Genomic DNA, 15,932 nt, shown 5'->3' with positions numbered 1-15,932 from the left:
GGCGGATTATTCCGCCGCTTCTTCCTTCTCCAGATCGTCGGCAATGAAGCCGCCGGACTGGCGCGACCAGAGGTCGGCATAGAGTCCGCCCTTGCCCACGAGCTCTTCATGCGAGCCGGTTTCGACGATTCGTCCGGCCTCCAGGATCACCAGGCGATCCATCTCGGTCAACGTCGAGAGCCTGTGCGCGATCGCGATCACCGTCTTGCCGGCCATAAGCGCGAACAGGTTTTCCTGGATCGCGGCCTCGACCTCGGAATCGAGCGCCGAGGTCGCCTCGTCCAGGATCAGGATCGGTGCGTCCTTGAGGAAGACGCGCGCGATGGCGATGCGTTGGCGCTGGCCGCCGGAAAGTTTGACGCCCCGCTCGCCGACCTGTGCATCGAGGCCGCGCCTGCCTAGGTTATCCTCCAGCGTCTGGATGAAGTCCCAGGCATTCGCCTTCTTCGCCGCCGCGATGATGTCCGCGTCGCTGGCTTCCGGATGCCCGTAGGCGATGTTGTCACGTATCGAGCGATGCAAGAGCGACGTGTCCTGCGTGACGACGCCGATCTGGGAGCGCAGGCTATCCTGGGTGACGGTGGAGATATCCTCGCCGTCGATGAGGATTGAACCGGACTCCAGATCGTAGAAGCGCAGGAGCAAGTTCATCAGCGTCGTCTTGCCGGCGCCAGACCGCCCGACGAGGCCGATCTTCTCGCCCGGGCGAATGTCGAGCGACAGCCGGTCGATCACGCCCTGCGCCTTGCCGTAGTGGAAGCGGACGTTGTCGAAACTGATCGCGCCCTTGTCCGCCTTCAGCATGGTCGCATTCGGCTGGTCCACGATGTCGTGCGCCTTGGTCATCATGCCCATGCCGTCATAGACCGTGCCGATATTCTCGAATAGTGCCGAGACCTCCCACATGATCCACTGCGACATGCCGTTGATGCGCATCGCAAGGCCGATCGCGATGGCGATCGCGCCGACGGAAATCGCGCTCGTCAGCCACAGGTGGATTCCAAGGGCGCTGATCGCGAAAAGCGCCAGGCTGTTATTCGTATAGACGAACACATGAAACAGCGTGACCTTACGCATCTGCCGGTGAACGGTGTCGAGGAACTCGTCCATCGCCGCGCGGGCATAGGTCTCCTCGCGGCCTGCGTGCGAGAACAGCTTGACTGTGCCAATGTTGGTATAGCTGTCGACGATACGGCCCGTCATCATCGACCGCGCGTCAGCCTGTTCCTTCGAAATCCTCTGCAGCCGTGGCACGAAGTAGGTGACGATGGAGATATAGACCACGAGCCAGACAGCCAGCGGCATTACCAGCCGCCAGTCGGCCGTTGCGACGACGATCAACATCGTCACGAAATAGCTGACGACATAGACAAAGACGTCGAGGATCTTCATCACCGTCTCGCGCACGGCAAGCGATGTCTGCATGACTTTCGTCGCCACGCGTCCCGCGAACTCGTTGGCAAAGAAGGTCATGCTCTGGCGCAAGAGGTAGCGGTGCATCTGCCAGCGCGCGATCATCGGGTAGTTGCCGAGCAGCACCTGATGCATGACGAAGGAATCGAGAGCGACCAGACTCGGCAGGCCGATGAGGACGAGCGCCGCCATCCAGAAGAGCTTACCACCCTCGGCAGCCAGGAAGGTTTCGCGGTTGGCGCTGGAAAGCCAATCGACCATGTTGCCGAGGAACTGGAACAGTGCCACCTCGCCGATCGCGATCAGCATCGTGCAGACCGACATGATCAGGAGCCATGGAACCGCAGGCTTCGTGTAATGCCAGCAGAATGCAAAAAGACCCTTCGGCGGGAGCGTCGGCTCTTCCGTCGGATAAGGATTGAGGCGGGATTCAAACCAGCCAAACATTGTCGAGCTCCTTCAGAGTATTTTGAAGGAAGGCGGGTCGCCCCGCATTCTTATCTTGAAAAATTGAAACCGGAAATGGTCCTGCAAAACAGGCTACGACCTCCGGAGAACCGGAGCGCGCGTCAATCGATCGATAGAAAGAAAAGGCGCGGAACCGGTCAGACCAGGAAAGACCCGGCCCAGAGGCGTGTCATCACGGGAATATGCATGCATGCCTCCATCGGTTCGCGTTGAAGATGAGTGAGCTTTAAACCCATTCGCGCGCCCGCGCCAGATTGTCGCGGGCATTTTCTTGCCCATTTTGTGATCATCGTGCCGGCTGTTGCCGATACGGCACAAATTAGCGAGCGCAAATCGAGCGACATGAAATGTACCCTCCGATGGCGTGGCCGCGGGTGGATCGCGGCGCGATTCACTGTCATAGAAGCCGTCGCTTTTCCACGTTCGCTTAGGTTCCGGTGAAGGCCCATGAACAATCTCCGTATCGCGCTCTACCAGCCGGACATTCCGGGCAATACCGGCACGATCCAGCGGCTCGCCGCCTGTCTCGGCCTCGCGGTCGACATCATCGAACCAACCGGCTTCGATCTGTCGGACCGCAACCTCAAGCGCGCCGGCATGGACTACATTGCGGCCGTCACCCTCACCCGCCACGTCAACTGGGAGCGCTTCGAAGCGTGGCGTGCGACCACCGGCAGGCGGCTTGTGCTGGCCTCGACCAAGGCGGCGCGGCCCTATACGCGCTTCAGCTTTCGTCCGGACGACATCCTGCTGTTCGGACGTGAAAGCGCTGGCGTGCCGGACCACGTGCACGAGCGGGCCGACGGCCGCGTCGTTATCCCGATGGCGCCAGGCCAGCGCTCGCTCAATATCGCCATCTCGGCCGCCATGATCGTCGGCGAAGCGATCCGCCAAACCGAGACTGAGTGACCGGCCGGCGAAACGCGTCATACCCTGTCCTCCTGTTGCCGGAGACGCACGGCGAGCAGCACCCGGCTTACCAGGCAGATCAGGCCGAGCGCGCCGAGCAATGCGCCAGCGCCGGTGAAGGCGGCCGCATAGCCCCAGTCGCGGATAAGCGGCTGACTTGCAAGCGGTGAGACGAATTGGCCGGCAAAGATACTGGCTATCAAGGCGCCCGAAAGTCGCCCGCGTAGTGTCGGCGGCGCGATCGCCAGCAGCGAAGCCGAGAGGTTCGGCGTCATCAACCCCATGCTTATCCCGGTAATCGCCGTTGCGACAAGGATGCCGGCATAGGATTGGGCGCTTCCCAATCCGATATAACCGGCGCCAAGCGCTGCGAAACCGAGGGCAAAGACGCCCATTCGACCGATGCGGCCCCTCACCCGCGAAAAGGAAAGCGCAGCCAGGACGCCGACGACCTGCCCTGCTCCGATTGCGATACCGGCGCGGCTTGGCTGGGTGATACCGAGGCTTTTCAGATAGAAGGGCAGCTGTGTTGGCAGCATGTAGAAGATCGCAAAGTGCAGGCATGCCGCCAGCAGCACGAGGACAAGCGGCAAAACGAAACCGGAACGTGGCTCCTGTTTGACCCCTGCAACCGGCGTAGCACCAGTTCTGCGCGGCTCCGGGATCAGCGCCAACACGGCCGGTAACAGCACAAAAGCCAAGCAATAGATCGCAAACGGCCCGCGCCAATGGATGTCGGCGAGCAGACCACCGCCCGAGAGGAAGATGGCACCACCGATACCAACGAAGGCAGCCTGAAACCCCATGTAGCGGTCGCGCGCGGCTCCTTCGAAGAAATCGCCGACAAGCGCGGTCGCCGTCGTCATGATGCCTGCGACGGAGATGCCGAGGACCGCACGGCCGACAAGCAAGGCCGGCAGGCTGTCAAGCATGAGGCCGGATGATCCAGCCAGCGCGAAGACGACGAGTGAAAGAAGCAGCAGCCGCTTTCGGCCAAACCGGTCGGCAATGACGCCGGCAACGGGCGCGAGTCCGGCGATGAAGATCGCCGGGAGCGTCAGCATCATGCGGCTAAGCAGCGCCGCGCCTTCAGTGTCGGCGAAGCGAGCCTCGATGCCGGGCAAGGATGCGGAGATCGTGGCGCCCGACATGATCGTCAAGGCGCTCACGCACAGAAGCGTGAGATTGCGCCCGCGGGTGCCGGGGGAAAGAACCCCCTGGGCGCCAGCCGCCACGTTGAAGGTTGGACCGCTCATGCTGCGATCTCGCTGTAAGGTGTCGTCTTGCGGGCGGTCTTCAATGTCCGTGCCCACCAGGTCAGACGATCCATCATCAGGAACAACGGGGCGCGCATTTCATCGGGCTTGTAGAGATTTCCAGCCGCATCGAATTTCGACCAAGCTTTCGGGAAAGTGATGCCGTCGCGCAAGGTGACCGTATGCAGTTCCCCAAAAACTTGGCGTAGCTGCTCTACGGCTCTGATGCCACCCGATGCGCCGCCATAGGAGACGAAGGCAACCGGCTTGGCGTGCCACGGCTCATAGACCGAATCGATCAGTTCCTTCAGCGCGGCGGGATAGCCGTGGTTGTATTCGGGCGTGACGACGATGAAGGCGTCCGCCTCGGCGACCTTTCGCTCCATCCATTCCGCCGGATCGAGCGCCTTTTCGGCGCCACGAGAGGTCTTGAATCTCACTGGATCTATGATCGTCAGACTGAAAACGCTGGATTCCGAAAGCTCACGGATAAGCCAACTCGCGACGGTATCGCAAAACCGGCCCTGCCGCGCGCTGCCATAGATCACGGCGAGGGTCATTTTCTCTGTCATGGGGAATCAGCTCCTTGTTGTCGCTATCAGGGAGCTCATGCTATAGAACCTCAACCATAGTTGAGGTCAATAGCATCCATGGAAAAAGGCAAGGTCGGTGATATTTCGCGCGAGTTAACGGTCGGCGAGGTCGCGGAACGAAGCGGTCTAGCGGTATCGACGCTCCATTTCTACGAAACGAAAGGGCTGATCCGAAGCAACCGGAGCCGCGGCAATCAACGGCGCTATCCGCGTGCGGTGCTGAGGCGCGTGGCCGTCATCAAGGTGGCTCAGCGCACTGGCATCCCGCTGGCAGAGATCCAGTCGGCGCTCTCGGTCTTGCCGCATGATCGACCTTTGACCGTTGAGGACTGGACGAAACTCTCCATGACTTGGCGGCACCAACTGGACGAGCGGATCGCCAAGCTGACGGCGTTGCGCGACCACCTGACTGGATGCATCGGCTGCGGCTGTCTCTCGATGCGCGAGTGTCCCTTGCGCAATCCTTTCGACGTGCTCGGCGGCGAAGGAGCCGGCCCGCGCCTGATCGATCCGATGGAGGGAACGGGTTAGCGCTGCGCCGGTCTCAGGCGTTCGAGAGTAACCATGCTTGCCAGCGTGCCAAGGGAGCAGAGAAGCGCGAAAGACAAAGCCCACCAGTTTCCCGCCGTGCCGAGAATGAAGGAAAAGAAGGGTGGAGCGGCGGCGAAGGCGAGATTGAGGGGCAGACCCAGGCGCGCCATGACCGACGCGTACTGTCCTGAGGTGAAGAATACGAGCGGCATCGTCGCCCGGCTGACCGACATGGCGCCGCTCGAAAGGCCATAGAGCACGAGAAACAGAATGATCGACCATTCGGCTCCGTTGCCGAAAATCAATGCTAGCAGGGCGAGAGGCATGATTGCCGCCGCGACGAGGCCGGTCGTCAGGCCATCCCAGCGGTTACCGCCCAGAAAATCAAAAAGCCGCGCGGACAATTGGACGAAGCCGATCGCCGAACCAAAGCCAACGGCGAGATATTCCGGCAATGCGAAGCTGCGGAAAAGGTCGATAACCACCAATTGGAAACCCCAGGTGACGAATCCATTGAGTGCAACAGCGGCCGTAATCAGCGTTGCGACAAGCCGGTCGCGCGCGATTTGCTGCCTGGTCGAAACCTGCGGCGTTCGGCTTCTGGGTGTGTTGGCATGTGCCACGGTTCTTGGCAGAGCAAAGAAATGCAGCGGCGCGCAGACAAGCAGCATCACCGCGCCATATAGCACGAACGTGTTGCGCCAACCGAACAGCCCCTCAAGATAGACGGTGGCAGGCCAGGAAAGGCTCGGCGCGAGTGCCATGGCGAGCATCTGTGCCCCGATCGCTCGCCGGGCACCCTCGCCCGCCACCTCGTTCAGGAAGACATGGGCGGAGGTCGTCAAGGTTGCTGCGCCCGCCATGCCAAGGATGGCCCAGGCGGCAAAATAGGAGAGCGTTCCTTCCGCTCCGGCAAGCAGCCAGAGACCGGGTGCTGCGAAGAGCGAGCCGAGCGCCAACACCTGCCGAGCACCGTGGCGGGCATAGAACCCGGCGAGTGACGGCGAACACAGCGCCATCGCCACCAGCATGACCGTTGGCCCGAGATAGACGCTCGACGGGTTGAGGCCGAGATCACCGGCCATTTCTGCTGCCGTCACGGAAACGGCCATGAACATGGCGCCCCAGGCAATGATCTGCGTTGCGGACAGAACTACGACTGAGCGGAAGACGAGCATGAAATAACGACGCCGGAATGAGCGAGGACGGAACGGCCCTGAGTAGGTGCCGCCTGGCCTTGTAGCGTACTGGTTGCGTCATGGCGACCAGTTTTCCCGGATGCGCTCCGACCCCGCCACGAGCGGAATATGCGAGGAAAGCAGCGATCTCTTCGATGCAAAGCGCAGTCGCGGGTGATCAGTCTGCGCTTGGCAGCCGGCGCATGGTGAATTCGATTTCATCGCCATCGAGCTGGCGCCAGCTTTCCACCTCGGTCCAATAGGCCGCCTTGGGCCAGGTCTCGAACCACTCGCGCGCCTTGGCGCGAGCCGCGCTTCGCTCAAGTCGAAAAGTCTCTCGCACGAAGAGCTTGTCGCTCCGTGTGGGTTTCTCCCGGCGGTGCCGGGCAATCTGACGCCGCAAGCCTTCAAGCGGCGGTCCTGCGGGTATTCTTGCCATGGGCCATACCTCTGCAAGGAAGATAGGATGACAGCCTCCCGATTGCCAGCCCCTCGCCCGGCCGCGAGCCCGGACCTTGGTCCGCCCCACTGCATGAGGGGATCGGCTCAAGAGATCATCCTCATCTGGGGCTTATTCCTGCGGTAGACTATTGACGGGGTCGCGCCGCCGTTGCCATTCGGGGAAAAATATGAACTGTGGCGAAACCACTCGAATCGGCGGCTTCTCCCGCGCGAGACGCCGCGAATGGAAGCTGAATTCCCATGGAAAGACCGCAGTTGCCGCAGGGTCTGCCTGCTGACATCGAAGACAAGAAGGCCGAGGCAAAGGCGTGGTTCGAAAGCCTGCGCAACACGATCTGCACGGCTTTCGAGGCGCTTGAGGACGACTTGACCGGACCGCTCTCCGATCAACCTCCAGGCCGCTTCGTCGGCAAGGACTGGCTGCGCGACGGGGGAGCCGGCGGTGGCGGCCGTATGTCGATGATGGAAGGTCGCGTCTTCGAAAAGGTGGGCGTCCATACATCCACCGTCCATGGCGAGTTTTCGCCCGAGTTTCGCGGCCAGATTCCCGGTGCGAGCGAAGATCCGCGTTTTTGGGCGTCTGGCATTTCGCTGATTGCCCATCCGGTCAACCCCAACGTCCCCGCCGTGCATATGAATACGCGCATGGTCGTGACGACCAGTCACTGGTTCGGCGGTGGTGCCGATCTCACGCCGGTTCTCGATCGTCGGCGGGTGATGACCGATCCGGACACGATGCTCTTCCACCGGGCCATGGAGATCACCTGCAACCGACACGCGGTCGCCGATCACGCGAAGTTCAAGGCATGGTGCGACGAGTATTTCTTCCTGAAACACAGGAACGAACCGCGCGGTACCGGCGGCATCTTCTACGACTGGCTGCACTCACCGGATGAACTCGGCGGCTGGCAGGCGGATTTCGCCTTTACCCGAGACGTTGGCAAAGCCTTCTCTCTCGTCTATCCGAAGATTGTCCGCGCGAATTTCAACACCTCGTGGACGGAAGAGGATCGCGACGAGCAGTTGGTCCGTCGCGGACGTTACGTCGAATTCAACCTGCTCTACGATCGTGGCACGATTTTCGGCCTCAAGACGGGCGGGAACGTCGAATCTATCCTCTCCTCCCTGCCACCGGTTGTGCGCTGGCCTTGACAGCAGCCGGGCGTCGCACAGCGCCGCGCCAATCGGACGTGCAAAGATCGCTGTGGCACTTTGACTTGCTGTAGCCTCGAGCGCGACCGAACAAATTCCTGCGACCGGCGTTCTTTCCGCGAGAGGGAGAGAAGGACCGGCGCATGATTTTCAAGCAACGGACATTCTTCGGCGAGGCGCCGGAGCGACAACCAGCCGAGCACCCTGCCGAACTCGAACGCCGCATCGCGCACTATCTCGCGGTCTCGCCGGGGCTCGACGCTATCGACGTCACGGTCACCTGCAGCGGCAACACGGTCGTGCTCGGCGGAACTGTGGCAACCAGCGAGGAAGCCGCCCGCGCGGAGGAAGCGGCGGCCGCCGTCGAGGGCGTTGCCGAGGTGATCAACCACATCGAGATTTCGAAAGTCGGCACAGGGTGAGCGGCGCCAGCTGAGCCGTCATGCGCCTAAAACGGCAAAGAACCGAAATCGAAGTTCAGATGGAGCTGAGGGTCCAGCTGACGATGTCCGCGGCGACCTGAGCAAAAGCCGCATCGAGGGCAGCGACAAAGGCGGGGCTGTTCGGGGCTCGCGCAGGCACAGCGGCACGGAAGTCCTTCTGCGTCAGGACAGTGCCGTCCCGATCGTTGAGCAGTTTGGCGTAGATCTCGACAACCGCCGTGTCCGCCCCTTCTGTGGAGACTTCGAAGGAACGGATTTCGGTAATGAGCTGGTAATCGATCGCCAAGCCCTGCCCCGGCTTGCCGACACCCTTCACGTTTCCGGTATTATCGAAGGTCTGGACGAGCTTGTCCTGCACCATCCTCGGGAGACGGTCGCCCCACTGTGCCTTGGCGAGAAATTGCAGTTCCGACCTGGACAGCCGGATTACGATCCGATCGTTGTTGATGGTCTGGAGCGCGGTCGGCTCGGGCACGAGGATTTGCCTGTTGGTCGACGCCTGCCCTTTGACAATGGGCGCCGTTGCAAGACTGAACGTATCGTTGACGGCGGCGCGCGTGCCGCAACCCGCGAGCGCCATGGCCAATGAGAAGATAACGGCAGACCGGGTCGCCCTCCCCTTACGCACAACTACCAGCCCCCGAAAATCCATACTGCCAATATCCCCATCCACTTCGGCGCAATACAGTCTACCCGTCGGGTGCATGCTGCCTGCAAACACTCGATCGACGCGAATCACCGCCGCGTGCGGCCATCATACTGCTTTACCGTTTCGCCCCCGAAAAGCAGCCTCTGCGGATTTCTATCGAAGTTTGAAATCGTACTCTCCAGGCCCTGTACCGTACGGCGCGTCTCGGTGACCAGAGCCTCCACGTCGCGCAGTCCCGAATTCGAGAAACGCCTCAGGTTCTCGGTGATCGGACCGATCTGCGCATTGAGGCTATCGGCCACCTTACGGAACGCCTCGAGCGTCGAACGCGCCTCGGCGGAAAGCGACGGCGCGTTGGCATCGCCCAGGAAGCCGTCGATCTTCACCAAAATGCCGTCGACCCGGCTCGATGCCGCGTTCAGCTTGTTCGACATCTGCGTGAAATCGGTAATCGCCTGGTCGATATCCTCCTGCCGTGCGGAGATCTTCGATGCGAAGTCCGATATCCGCGCGACGGTCTGGCGGGCATCGGCGCTTGCGGCCGAGATGTCGTTGACGACCAGTTTGACCTTCTGGGTATCGACCGATTCGATCAGCGTATCGACGCGCTTCAGTGTCTGCTGGGCGTTCCTGCCAACGTCCTGATAGGTCTCCACGGTCCGCCGGAAGGAGGCGATCGTCTCGGAAACTCCGCCGGAGGCGTTCTTGAGGTCATTGCTTACCTGTTCGACATTGCTGACGATGCGGTCGATTTTCTTCGGGTCAACCGATTTGATCAACGTGTCGGCGGCCGCAAGCGTCGAGTCGAGTTTCTGGGAAGCGGCGCTGACCGTTGTCGAGAGTTCCCCGACACTCTTCAGGAAATCGTCGATTGCGCCCGAATTGTCGGCAAGCGCCTTGGAAAAGCGCTCGGCATTGCCGATCGTCGTGGTGAGCGGGCCGCGTACGTCCGTGACGAAGCCTTGTATGTCGCCAATGGCGCTGTTTGCCCGGTCGAGAATCGCGTCCGCGGTTGCCAGCAGGCTGGTAACGCTCGACTGATCAGCGAGGATCCGCGCCTGTGTTCCGTTTTCAAGGGCGGTCTTCAGGATGTTCTCGTCGCCCTTTTTGCCGCCACTGAGCTCGATATAGGCGGCGCCGGTCAACCCCTGCACCTCAAGGGTAGCCCTGGTGGATTTGAGTACGGGCGCGTCAGCCGAAACCTCGGTGATGGCGAGCGAAAAGCGCGGATCGTTGGCATCGATGGCGAGATTGCGGACGGTGCCGACGTTGATGCCGTTGAATCGCACCGGCGAGCCGACCGAAAGTCCGTTGGCCGAGCCCGGGATGTTGACGATCAGGTCGACCATCTGCCCGCCTCGTCCATACTGCGACATCCAGTAGACGAATCCGAATGCGGCCGCGATGACAAGCACCGTGAAGAAGCCAACAATGGCATAATTTGCTTTGGTTTCCATTGGCTCTGACTACCTTCGCGACTTCCAGCCGCTCATCCACACTGCTTCGACAACCGGGCTTGCCTGAAGCTTGTCACCATTCACCCTGTGAGCATCAGCCATGCTCGCGAACGATCGACCTTGCTCGTTTGCCCCGGAAATAGGACTTCACCCATGGCTCTTCACAGGCAAGCATATCTTCGATCGTGCCGGAAACCAGAACGCGCTTCTTTCCGAGAACCGCAATCCGGTCGCAGACCGAGAACAGGCTGTCCAGATCGTGAGTCACCATATATACGGTCAATCCAAGCGTGTCGCGCAACTTGGCGATCAACTCATCGAACTCCGCAGCACCGATCGGATCGAGGCCCGAGGTCGGCTCGTCGAGGAAGACAAGATCCGGATCGAGCGCCAGCGCCCGCGCGAGTGCTGCGCGCTTGATCATGCCCCCCGACAGCTCGGACGGATACTTATCCGCGGCCTCAGGCGCGAGGCCCACCAATTCGACCTTGAGCCGCGCAAGCTCGTCCATCAGGTCCTGCGGCAGATCGAGATATTCGCGCATCGGCACCTGAATATTCTCCCGCACCGTCAAGGCGGAGAAGAGCGCGCCATGCTGGAAAAGGACGCCGAGCCGCATGTCGAGTGCGATGCGGTCGGCCTCGCTCACTTTGTCGTATTCGGCTCCAAGGATCTCGATCGTGCCTGAACGCTTCGGCAGGAGTCTCAGCACCGTGCGCATCAGTACCGACTTGCCCGTACCGGAAGCGCCGACGAAGCCCAGGATCTCGCCGCGCAGCACCTCGAGGTTGAGCTTGTCGAGAACGATGTTGTCGCCGAAACCGACCGTAAGGTCGCGAACGGAAAGCACGGCTTCGCGCTGTTCCACCGCGTTGTCCGGTTGTGTTTCCATGACTGCCTGAACCATGTTCCGTCCGCCTCAGAAGTCGATTGCCGCGTAGAACATGGCAAATAATCCGTCGATAAGAATGACGACGAAAATCGATTTGACGACCGATGAGGTAACGCGACGTCCGAGTGACTCGGCGCTCCCGCCGACCTTGAGTCCTTCGACGGCGGCAACGACGCCGATGATCAGCGCCATGAACGGCGCCTTGATCATGCCCGCGGCCACCGACGAGAAGTCGACGGCTTCCTGCAGCCGCGACAGAAACGTCGCGAACGTGATGCCCGAATAGCTCCACGCGACGAGGGCCGCACCGGCGAGCGCCGCGAAGTTCGCGATGATCGTCAGAAGTGGCAGCGCGATCGTCAACGCCACCAGGCGCGGAAAGACAAGAACGCCGACGGGGCTCAAGCCCATGACCTTCAGCGCGTCTACCTCTTCGCGCATCTTCATCGAACCGATCTCGGCGGTGATCGCACTGCCGGATCGGCCGGCAATCATGATCGCGGTCAAGAGCACGCCGATTTCGCGCAACTGCAGAATGCCGACAAGGTCGACGACGAAGATCTCGGCGCCGAACGATCGGAGTTGGAATGCTCCCTGCTGCGCAATGATGGCGCCGATCAAAAACGACATGAGGGTGATGATCGGCACCGCCATGACGCCCATGCGGTCGATCTGGTGCACGATCGCGGCTGGAGAAACCCCCGCATGACGCCCGAGCTTCAACTGGGCGCCGCGCACGGCCGAGCCGAGAATGAACATCGCGGCGACCGTGTCGGTCCATATGGACACGGTTAACTCGCCGATCGGCGCAAACAGCCGCTGGAAAAGCGGAAGTCTCGTGGTGTCGCGTTCCGGCAAGCGCAACTTTTCCGGAAGTGCCTGCACGAGTTCGACATAACGCTGGCCGCCGCTCGCGAAATGCACATCCGCGCCCGCCTCGCCGCCAATGCCGTTCATGAAGCGGCGGATGATCCAGGCGCCCGCCGTATCCATCGCCGTGACGCCGGAAAAATCGAACTCATGCCGTCCCCCCGAGGGGCGACCAAGCTTCTTCAGCTTCGCGGCCATCGCCTCGGCTGTCTCATGCCGCCAGTTGCCGCTGAAAACATAGCGGCGGCCCTCTACGCCGGCACTCTCGTCGAGCGTGACATCTGCAACGATCTGGGATTGGGAATGCGTCACGTGATCTTGGTCTTCCGGGTTGGCCCTTGCATAATTCCTTAAACCAGATTCGATTTAAGGACCAAATCGTGCAGAAATTCAAAGTCATAATGCGCGCTTTGTGCGGCTGAAAAGCTACACTGCTCAAATAAGTTCCAAAAACGCAGAACATCATGGCGGGTGATGGTCGAGATATCGTGCATCGACCCGACGGAGAAGATCCAATGCCACTTTCGCTTACCGCCACCGTCCAACACTTTCCGATCGCCGGCGCCTTCACGATTTCCCGTGGCTCGAAGACGACGGCGAGCGTCGTTACCTGCCAGATCAGCGACGGCAAGGTGACCGGCTGGGGAGAATGCGTACCCTATGCCCGGTACGGCGAGTCGCTCGAATCGGTTCTGGCTGCAATAGAAGCCGTGCGCTCGTCGATCGAAGCCGGCTTGACGCGCGCTGATCTGCAGAAGGCGATGTCGCCTGGCGCGGCCCGCAATGCCGTAGATTGCGCCCTCTGGGACCTGGAGGCAAAAAAAAGCGGCAAGCGTGTCCATGAGCTGGTCGGCACCACCGCTCCCGGCGCTTTGACGACCGCCTACACCCTCTCCCTCGGCGACCCCGAGCAGATGATGGTGCAGGCACAAAAATATTCCCATCGGGCGCTGTTGAAGGTGAAGGTCGGAACTGCCGACGACGCATCGCGCATTCGCGCCGTGCGCCAGGGGGCGCCGGAAAGCAAAATCATCCTCGACGCGAACGAGGGCTGGACGGAGGACAATCTGGCCGCCCATTTCGCGGCCTGCGCGGAAAACGGCATCTCTCTCATCGAGCAGCCGTTGCCTGCAGGCCGGGATCAAGCGCTCGCGTCAATCGCGCACCCGGTGCCGGTCTGCGCCGACGAAAGCGTGCACGGAACCGACGATCTCAAGGGATTGGCCGGACGCTATGATGCGGTCAACATCAAACTCGACAAGACCGGCGGGTTGACCGAGGCGCTTCGCATGCGCGCCGCAGCCGAAGCGCTGGGGCTCAAGATCATGGTCGGCTGCATGGTCGGCAGCTCGCTCGCCATGGCGCCGGCGATACTCGTCGCCCAGGGCGTCGATTTCGTCGATCTCGACGGTCCGCTCCTGCTTGCTGAAGACCGCAAGCCCGGCCTGCGCTACGAAGCCTCTCTCGTCTTTCCGCCCGAGACCAGCCTCTGGGGCTGAAGATACCAGCCGGCAAAAGCGAAACAACAGCCCGCAAAGGCGACGGCCGACATTGAATAGAAACCGTTGACGCCGAACCACGCGTAGAAATAGCCCGAAAGGAACGTGAATATCGCCGTGAAGAAGCCGGTGTAGAAGAAGTAGAGGCCCTGCGCCGAAGCCTCCTGCTCTTCTGCAACCCTTTCGACCAGCTTGTGCTGCATGCCCGTGTGCATGATCGCATAAGTGAAGGCGTGGAAACACTGCAGGACGAAATAGCCGGGAAAGCCGAGATCCATCGGGAAGATCAGCCAGCGCACGACGGCAAGTCCGCAGCCTGAGAAGATCATTGTCCACACGCTGAAGCGCCGAATGATGGCCTTTGCGAAACAGAACATCAGCACCTCGGCTGCCACGCCGGCGCTCCAGAGTACTCCGATCTGCGTGCCGCTGTAGCCGATATGCTGCCAGTAGATGGCCGAGAAGGCGAAGAGCATGGCATGGCTGCTGTTGACCAGTGTGACGCCGACCAGCAGCAATTGCAGGTCGGGCTGGCGGAGCGATTTCGGCGGCGGCTCGGTCAGGGCGGTGATCGGCGATGGACGGCGCGGCCGGCCGACGCGCGGGGCCGCCAAGGCCATGAGGATCATCAGCCCAAAACCCATGGCCATCGCCGGCAAGACCATCGGGCCGCCAAACCTGCCGATCATCCAGCCGCCCAGCATGGTCGCGCCGATAAAGGCGACCGATCCCCATACGCGCATATGAGCATAGTCGAAGCCCCAGCGCCTCACGCCCGAGAGCGCGATCGCCTCGACGATCGGCACATAGGGCGAATAAACCGCCGACTGCAGCGCGTAGACGACGAGAACCGGCCAGAAACTGTGCGCGTAGAAAAGAATGAAGGCCGTTGCGAGGGAGAGCACGGCGGACCAGATCAGCACGATCACCCGCTCTCCGATCCGATCCGCAAGCACACCGGCGAGCGGCGCGGTAATCACGCGAATGAACATGGGGATGGCAAGGACGACGCCGATCTCGAAGTCGGTCATTGACAGGGTGCTCAGCCAAACCGGGAAATACGGCATGGCAAAGCCGTTGACGATCAACGGCGCACAAAAGAGCAGCGCTATGCGGAGCGCGAAACGACGCGGCGGAGGCCCCACATTCGAGGGCGCGGATGAGGGAATCATGGAGTGACCTGATGGATGCAAGCCATCCTCTAGCACAACCGCGCCGCCGCTCACCATAAGCCAGTTTTCGCCACAGGTGTTTGTCTGAAAACAGTGTGGGAAAGCTACGAAACCGTCCCGCGCCGCGCCAAATCAGGCGGCCTGCGGCGCGAGGACACGCGCCAGCATCTTCTCGGCCTCGTCGGAGCTTTCCACCTCGACCATGCCGCCGCGCATGCGGTGCCAGGTGATAAGCTCCATCCGGCCGTCGTAATGCTCGGCGATTGCCGTGCAGCTTTCGACCCAGTCGCCGGTGTTGATATAGCGGACATCGCCGATGTCCTCGATCACCGCGTGATGAATATGCCCGCAGATGACGCCCTGCGCATCATGCCGGCGCGCCTCCTCGGCAACGACCTTCTGGAACTCGCCGATGAAATTCACCGCGTGCTTGACCTGCAGCTTTGCCCAGGAGGAAAAGGACCAGTACGGCATGCCGAGACGACGGCGGATTGCCGCGAGCCCGATATTGATCGCGATCGCCATGTCGTAGGCCCAGTCGCCCAAATAGGCGAGCACGCGCGCATTGCGCACCACGACGTCGAATTCGTCGCCATGCAGGACGAGATAGTTGCGCCCGTCCGCGGCTTTGTGCATGTGGCGCTGGGCCACCTCTATGCCGCCGAAGTGCACGCCCGGGAAATCCCGCATGAACTCATCATGATTGCCGGGAATGTAGATGATACGTGAGCCTTTACGGGCCTTGCGCAACAGTTTCTGGACCACGTCGTTGCAGGGTTGCGGCCAATACCAGCTGCGCTTCAGGCGCCAGCCATCGACGATATCGCCGACGAGGATGATGGTTTCCGCCTCGTGATGGCGCAGGAAGTCGAGCAGGTAATCGGTCTTGGCCGCCTTCGAGCCCAAGTGGACGTCGGAGATGAAGAGAGTCCGCAGTTTCCGAACCGAGTTCTGTTGGGATACCGATGCTGCGGTCATGCGAGCCTCG

At 61.3% G+C, this 15,932-nt stretch carries 16 protein-coding genes; 5 read left to right on the top strand and 11 right to left on the bottom strand.

All coding sequences use genetic code 11. The features are described from left to right. Positions 1-6: 6 nt before the first annotated feature. The gene (locus tag GHK62_RS20155) at positions 7-1,860 is read right to left on the bottom strand and encodes an ABC transporter ATP-binding protein (protein WP_153440889.1); all 1,854 of its coding nucleotides are present in this window, start codon (positions 1,858-1,860) and stop codon (positions 7-9) included. 468 nt (positions 1,861-2,328) lie between these two features. Between GHK62_RS20155 and GHK62_RS20150 the strand changes: the two genes are divergently transcribed. Further along, complete coding sequence (locus tag GHK62_RS20150; RefSeq protein ID WP_153440888.1) at positions 2,329-2,790, top strand: tRNA (cytidine(34)-2'-O)-methyltransferase; 462 nt, start codon at positions 2,329-2,331, stop codon at positions 2,788-2,790. A gap of 17 nt (positions 2,791-2,807) precedes the next feature. Here GHK62_RS20150 and GHK62_RS20145 read toward each other — a convergent pair whose 3' ends face one another. Together GHK62_RS20145 and GHK62_RS20140 are read right to left on the bottom strand one after the other, a co-directional pair. Next, positions 2,808-4,046 (bottom strand): MFS transporter, encoded by a 1,239-nt coding sequence (locus GHK62_RS20145; RefSeq protein WP_153440887.1) that lies wholly within the window; start codon positions 4,044-4,046, stop codon positions 2,808-2,810. Further along, a complete protein-coding gene (locus tag GHK62_RS20140; RefSeq protein WP_153440886.1) occupies positions 4,043-4,618 on the bottom strand; it encodes an NADPH-dependent FMN reductase in 576 nt (191 codons plus the stop codon). The genes GHK62_RS20145 and GHK62_RS20140 overlap by 4 nt, the downstream gene beginning before the upstream one ends. Positions 4,619-4,696: 78 nt before the next feature. On the opposite strand from GHK62_RS20140, the gene soxR reads away from it, so the two are divergent. Beyond that, complete coding sequence (gene soxR, locus GHK62_RS20135) at positions 4,697-5,170, top strand: redox-sensitive transcriptional activator SoxR (RefSeq protein ID WP_153440885.1); 474 nt, start codon at positions 4,697-4,699, stop codon at positions 5,168-5,170. Here soxR and GHK62_RS20130 read toward each other — a convergent pair. Together GHK62_RS20130 and GHK62_RS20125 are read right to left on the bottom strand one after the other, a co-directional pair. After that, positions 5,167-6,348 carry an MFS transporter gene (locus GHK62_RS20130; RefSeq protein ID WP_153440884.1) on the bottom strand — a complete coding sequence of 394 codons (1,182 nt, stop codon included), beginning with the start codon at positions 6,346-6,348 and terminating at the stop codon, positions 5,167-5,169. The genes soxR and GHK62_RS20130 overlap by 4 nt on opposite strands. Positions 6,349-6,526: 178 nt before the next feature. Continuing rightward, positions 6,527-6,787 (bottom strand): hypothetical protein, encoded by a 261-nt coding sequence (locus tag GHK62_RS20125; protein ID WP_153440883.1) that lies wholly within the window; start codon positions 6,785-6,787, stop codon positions 6,527-6,529. Between the two features lie 263 nt (positions 6,788-7,050). On the opposite strand from GHK62_RS20125, the gene hemF reads away from it, so the two are divergent. Together hemF and GHK62_RS20115 are read left to right on the top strand one after the other, a co-directional pair. Next, positions 7,051-7,962, top strand: coding sequence for an oxygen-dependent coproporphyrinogen oxidase (hemF, locus tag GHK62_RS20120; RefSeq protein ID WP_153440882.1), 912 nt, complete (start codon positions 7,051-7,053; stop codon positions 7,960-7,962). Between the two features lie 143 nt (positions 7,963-8,105). Next, entirely contained in the window at positions 8,106-8,384 is a 279-nt protein-coding gene (locus GHK62_RS20115) for a BON domain-containing protein (protein ID WP_153440881.1), read from the top strand. Between the two features lie 55 nt (positions 8,385-8,439). On the opposite strand, the gene GHK62_RS20110 is transcribed toward GHK62_RS20115, so the two are convergent. From GHK62_RS20110 to GHK62_RS20095, 4 genes are all read right to left on the bottom strand, one after another. Beyond that, positions 8,440-9,057, bottom strand: a complete 618-nt coding sequence (locus GHK62_RS20110) for an ABC-type transport auxiliary lipoprotein family protein (protein WP_153440880.1) — start codon at positions 9,055-9,057, stop codon at positions 8,440-8,442. Between the two features lie 83 nt (positions 9,058-9,140). Further along, the gene (locus GHK62_RS20105; protein WP_153440879.1) at positions 9,141-10,511 is read right to left on the bottom strand and encodes an MlaD family protein; all 1,371 of its coding nucleotides are present in this window, start codon (positions 10,509-10,511) and stop codon (positions 9,141-9,143) included. Positions 10,512-10,605: 94 nt separating this feature from the next. Then, positions 10,606-11,418, bottom strand: coding sequence for an ABC transporter ATP-binding protein (locus tag GHK62_RS20100; RefSeq protein ID WP_153440878.1), 813 nt, complete (start codon positions 11,416-11,418; stop codon positions 10,606-10,608). Between the two features lie 12 nt (positions 11,419-11,430). After that, positions 11,431-12,585 carry an ABC transporter permease gene (locus GHK62_RS20095; RefSeq protein WP_184108751.1) on the bottom strand — a complete coding sequence of 385 codons (1,155 nt, stop codon included), beginning with the start codon at positions 12,583-12,585 and terminating at the stop codon, positions 11,431-11,433. A gap of 203 nt (positions 12,586-12,788) precedes the next feature. Here GHK62_RS20095 and dgcA point away from each other — a divergent pair, with 203 nt between their 5' ends. Continuing rightward, entirely contained in the window at positions 12,789-13,772 is a 984-nt protein-coding gene (gene dgcA / locus GHK62_RS20090) for an N-acetyl-D-Glu racemase DgcA (protein ID WP_153440877.1), read from the top strand. On the opposite strand, the gene GHK62_RS20085 is transcribed toward dgcA, so the two are convergent. Further along, positions 13,724-14,944, bottom strand: a complete 1,221-nt coding sequence (locus GHK62_RS20085; RefSeq protein WP_153440876.1) for an MFS transporter — start codon at positions 14,942-14,944, stop codon at positions 13,724-13,726. The two genes, dgcA and GHK62_RS20085, sit on opposite strands and share 49 nt — an antisense overlap. Positions 14,945-15,076: 132 nt before the next feature. Continuing rightward, a complete protein-coding gene (locus GHK62_RS20080; RefSeq protein WP_153440875.1) occupies positions 15,077-15,922 on the bottom strand; it encodes a UDP-2,3-diacylglucosamine diphosphatase in 846 nt (281 codons plus the stop codon). Between the last annotated feature and the right edge of the window lie 10 nt (positions 15,923-15,932).

Source organism: Sinorhizobium terangae, from assembly GCF_009601505.1.
GTDB classification, from domain to species: domain Bacteria; phylum Pseudomonadota; class Alphaproteobacteria; order Rhizobiales; family Rhizobiaceae; genus Sinorhizobium; species Sinorhizobium terangae.
The sequence above is the reverse complement of the archived record's forward strand: the minus strand, read 5'-3'. Positions and strand labels throughout refer to the sequence as shown.

Excerpts from the sequence above, each read along its gene's own strand:
- GHK62_RS20155 (WP_153440889.1), bottom strand. The coding sequence starts at position 1,860 with ATGTTTGGCTGGTTTGAATCCCGCCTCAATCCTTATCCGACGGAAGAG.
- GHK62_RS20150 (WP_153440888.1), top strand. The coding sequence starts at position 2,329 with ATGAACAATCTCCGTATCGCGCTCTACCAGCCGGACATTCCGGGCAAT.
- GHK62_RS20145 (WP_153440887.1), bottom strand. The coding sequence starts at position 4,046 with ATGAGCGGTCCAACCTTCAACGTGGCGGCTGGCGCCCAGGGGGTTCTT.
- GHK62_RS20140 (WP_153440886.1), bottom strand. The coding sequence starts at position 4,618 with ATGACAGAGAAAATGACCCTCGCCGTGATCTATGGCAGCGCGCGGCAG.
- soxR (WP_153440885.1), top strand. The coding sequence starts at position 4,697 with ATGGAAAAAGGCAAGGTCGGTGATATTTCGCGCGAGTTAACGGTCGGC.
- GHK62_RS20130 (WP_153440884.1), bottom strand. The coding sequence starts at position 6,348 with ATGCTCGTCTTCCGCTCAGTCGTAGTTCTGTCCGCAACGCAGATCATT.
- GHK62_RS20125 (WP_153440883.1), bottom strand. The coding sequence starts at position 6,787 with ATGGCAAGAATACCCGCAGGACCGCCGCTTGAAGGCTTGCGGCGTCAG.
- hemF (WP_153440882.1), top strand. The coding sequence starts at position 7,051 with ATGGAAAGACCGCAGTTGCCGCAGGGTCTGCCTGCTGACATCGAAGAC.
- GHK62_RS20115 (WP_153440881.1), top strand. The coding sequence starts at position 8,106 with ATGATTTTCAAGCAACGGACATTCTTCGGCGAGGCGCCGGAGCGACAA.
- GHK62_RS20110 (WP_153440880.1), bottom strand. The coding sequence starts at position 9,057 with ATGGATTTTCGGGGGCTGGTAGTTGTGCGTAAGGGGAGGGCGACCCGG.
- GHK62_RS20105 (WP_153440879.1), bottom strand. The coding sequence starts at position 10,511 with ATGGAAACCAAAGCAAATTATGCCATTGTTGGCTTCTTCACGGTGCTT.
- GHK62_RS20100 (WP_153440878.1), bottom strand. The coding sequence starts at position 11,418 with ATGGTTCAGGCAGTCATGGAAACACAACCGGACAACGCGGTGGAACAG.
- dgcA (WP_153440877.1), top strand. The coding sequence starts at position 12,789 with ATGCCACTTTCGCTTACCGCCACCGTCCAACACTTTCCGATCGCCGGC.
- GHK62_RS20085 (WP_153440876.1), bottom strand. The coding sequence starts at position 14,944 with ATGATTCCCTCATCCGCGCCCTCGAATGTGGGGCCTCCGCCGCGTCGT.
- GHK62_RS20080 (WP_153440875.1), bottom strand. The coding sequence starts at position 15,922 with ATGACCGCAGCATCGGTATCCCAACAGAACTCGGTTCGGAAACTGCGG.